This is a genomic window from Peribacillus sp. NPDC060253 (assembly GCF_042727425.1).
Taxonomy (GTDB): domain Bacteria; phylum Bacillota; class Bacilli; order Bacillales; family DSM-1321; genus Peribacillus.
This window is the reverse complement of record NZ_JBHXAS010000227.1, coordinates 1-3,409: the sequence shown is the minus strand read 5'-3', so window position 1 is coordinate 3,409 and position 3,409 is coordinate 1. Positions and strand designations below refer to the sequence as shown.

Sequence of the window (3,409 nt, the reverse complement as noted above, 5' to 3'; positions counted from 1 at the left end):
GAGACAGATTTAAGTGAGGACTGATGGAGAGTATGCTGACATTCGGTACAATTATAAAGCAAAATGCAAGTAAGTACAAAAATAAGCCGGCTGTTATTTTTCAAGATACAATCAAGACATATGAAGAGTTAAACATTCGCGCGAACAAAATTGGAAACGCTTTCTTGGAACGTGGCTTTCAAAAAGGCGATAAAGTAGCTGTCATGTTAAAGAATCATGCTGCTTATGTCGAGATCATGGCCGGGCTGTCCAAAATCGGAGTCATCATTGTACCGATAAACTATCGCCTGGTTGGACCTGAAGTAGAATATATACTAAGAAACTCTGAAAGCCGGGGATTCATTATTTCAAAAGAATATGAAGGGATTGCCCAAGAGTTGCTTCCAAAAAACTCTCAATTAGACACCGTACTGGTTGTGGGTGGTGCGTCCAATGAAAATATAAAAGGGTATGTCGATTTTCTTGCTTCAGGCTGTGATTCGGAACCGAACATAGAGGTTAATGAGAAAGATACTTTCTATCTGGGCTACACTTCCGGTACGACCGGAAAGCCAAAAGGAGTGGTCATTTCCCATCGATCCCGAATACTGACAGGAATGGCCGCAGCTTATGAATACAAGATCGACGAATCAGATATCCACCTTGTTGCCGGGCCCGTTTATCATGCAGCCCCATGGATTTTTCTTGTCATGCAGCTGCTCGTGGGCGGCACCCTTGTCATTCATGAATCATTTAATGCAGAACAAGTGCTTGAAGACATTGAGCGATACAAGATCACAAACACGTTCCTTGCACCAACGATGTTCAATTTCTTGATCAACACGAGGGAAGACACAAAAACAAAGCATGACATCACCTCTATGCGCGTGTTGATTTCAGCAGGCTCGCCGCTACCGACACAAACAAAAATGGATATTCTGGAATTTTTCAAAAATGCCTATTTGAACGAATTTTACGGTTCGACTGAAAGTGCGATTACACTGAACATTAAACCGGGTGACATTCGCCGGAAGGAACGTTCAGTGGGACATCCTTTCCCGCTTGTGGAATGTGTAATTTTGGATGACGAGAAGAACCTGGTTTCGAACGGTGAAGTAGGGGAGTTGTATTTTAAATCACCGTACAACTTAGACGGCTATTATAACAATCCGGATGCTGACGCCGCTTCGTTTTATCATGGTTTTTTTACAGTGGGAGATATGGCGCTGCAGGATGAGGATGGATTTTACTATATTGTAGACCGAAAGAAAGACATGCTGATCAGCGGCGGTGTTAATATTTATCCGCGTGAAATTGAGGAAGTCCTTTATTCACATCCTGGGATTCTCGATGTTGCGGTGATCGGTGTACCGGATGCCGTGTGGGGGGAATCGGTTAAAGCCATTGTTGTACAAAGAGAAGGGGCTAATCTCAAAACAGAAGATATCATTAGTTACTGCGAAGGAAAATTAGCCGGCTATAAGAAACCAAAATCGGTAGACTTTGTCCATGAACTCCCACGCAACCCATCGGGGAAAATATTAAAAACAACATTGCGGGATTCCTTTGCAAATGATAGAAATGGAATCTTTCATATTAATTAATTTTTTCTATTACGGAAACAAGATAAAAAGCAACTGCGTTGATTAAGCAGTTGCTATTTTTTTGCAAAATAGACAAATAGGAATAGGAATATCGATAATAGGTTTTTTATAAAGTTTATTGGTATATTATATCTACTTTACACGTTTAAGTACTATTATTAATTACGTCAAGCTCAAGGTACTTTTAAAGACAATCCCATATTCAGTGTAAAAATAAGAAATAATATATGGGAGAGTACAAGAAGTGGAATTGGTAGAGAAGGGTAAAATACGCCATTGTGGAAATGACGGAACAAAAATTATCTCGACGATAACAAGCACCGAATTAGAAAAAAGCAGCGACATTTTCAATCGCTACTTCTTCAAAAAGTTCCATTCATTATGGGTAGTGAAACAGTGCATTAGCTCTATTTCAAAAACTCCACCAATTCCGTTGTAAATTCCCCTGAAGCCTCAATGTTGGACAGGTGGGCTCCTTCTAGTTCGACGTAGCGTGCGCCCTGAATCTGCTCAGCAAGGTATTGTCCGTCAGATGGAGGAGTTGCTAAATCCCCGATGCCAACAATTACTAATGTGGGTACGTTAATTTGTTTGACTGAGTCCCGTTGATCCATATCACGGACTGCTGCACAGGCTTCAACATACCCCTCAGGTGAAGTTGACAAAAGAACCTTTCTCACCTGATCCAGCTCTTCAGACCCTTGCACCATATATGGAGCCCTGAACCAACGAGCCAAAACGCCCTCCGCAATTACTTCCATTCCTCCATTACGAGTAGCTGAGGTAAATGCAACGATATATCAATAGTTTCAGCCATTTTTAATGTTTCATTTTCATTGAGAGATTCAATAAAAGTTCATGCTCATAAAAGAATCATAGTACCCATGACCAACTTTTTGACTGTATGTTGCAAGCGATCAATTATAGGGTTCTCTGCAAAAAGGATTACAACACTTATGTTTCTCTAAAAAAATATGGACAAGTACCATAGCTGGATTGATTTTCATGATTGGCAATGGTTTAGGCTCACATGTCAACTGCAGTTCCACTTGATCGGATAGGTTCGCAGACCAACAAAAGTTTAATAAGTCCGATATCATAGAATCGCCATATTAGATTTAGTTAACAAATACAAATAAGTAAACTAACTATAGAGAATGATTTTTGCAACAATACAAATATAGCCGCACCGACCCTTTCGTTCCAAAGCAAGGGATAACAGCCTCAAAGTTTGATTTCACCCATAATTTTCCATGGTTGTATTTTGTGTTAATCACTTTCTAACCTCTTCCTGTGATGGTAAAATGAGTTGTTTTGGATAGAGCATCTAGGGGGAAAAGAGAGAATGGCAGATATATTAGCATTTTTATTTTTTTTTGGAGCAGGCGCTCTTCTTGTGACGGCGATTGTTTTCTTGGTGGAGAAGAAATTCAAGAAAGCTCTTATGATGTTGGGACTTATGCTTGTATCATTGATCCTATTTATCATAGCCGTCATGTTTACGGATATAGGGACGGAAGCAACTACTGAAGAGGTGGAGCCTGAACCAGTCGAACTGACTGCAACAGTAGAAACTGCCACTTTTAACAAGAAAAAAAATACGGTCTCTGCACAACTTCCAAATCACACACCTGGGCGATCATCATCTTAATTGCGCATAGTTTCATACAATATCCTCCTGAAATTAGTAAGTGAATTAGAACATTAAAAGCCTACATCCTGATTTTAAGGATGTAGGCTTTTTTTAAATGTATTTGTACATTTTAATTCTAACACAACTACACAATTGTACAATTACACAAATTTATATTTTCTTTATATTATAG

3 protein-coding genes are annotated in these 3,409 nt (G+C 39.5%); 2 read left to right on the top strand and 1 reads right to left on the bottom strand.

Features of this window, described 5'->3' with window-relative positions; all coding sequences use genetic code 11:
* The first annotated feature begins 23 nt into the window (after positions 1-23).
* Complete coding sequence (locus ACFWE9_RS26350) at positions 24-1,583, top strand: class I adenylate-forming enzyme family protein (protein WP_377359594.1); 1,560 nt, start codon at positions 24-26, stop codon at positions 1,581-1,583.
* Positions 1,584-1,990: 407 nt separating this feature from the next.
* On the opposite strand, the gene ACFWE9_RS26345 is transcribed toward ACFWE9_RS26350, so the two are convergent.
* The gene (locus ACFWE9_RS26345) at positions 1,991-2,344 is read right to left on the bottom strand and encodes an alpha/beta hydrolase (RefSeq protein ID WP_377359593.1); all 354 of its coding nucleotides are present in this window, start codon (positions 2,342-2,344) and stop codon (positions 1,991-1,993) included.
* A gap of 584 nt (positions 2,345-2,928) precedes the next feature.
* On the opposite strand from ACFWE9_RS26345, the gene ACFWE9_RS26340 reads away from it, so the two are divergent.
* Positions 2,929-3,234, top strand: a complete 306-nt coding sequence (locus ACFWE9_RS26340; RefSeq protein WP_377359592.1) for a hypothetical protein — start codon at positions 2,929-2,931, stop codon at positions 3,232-3,234.
* The last annotated feature ends 175 nt before the right edge of the window (positions 3,235-3,409 follow it).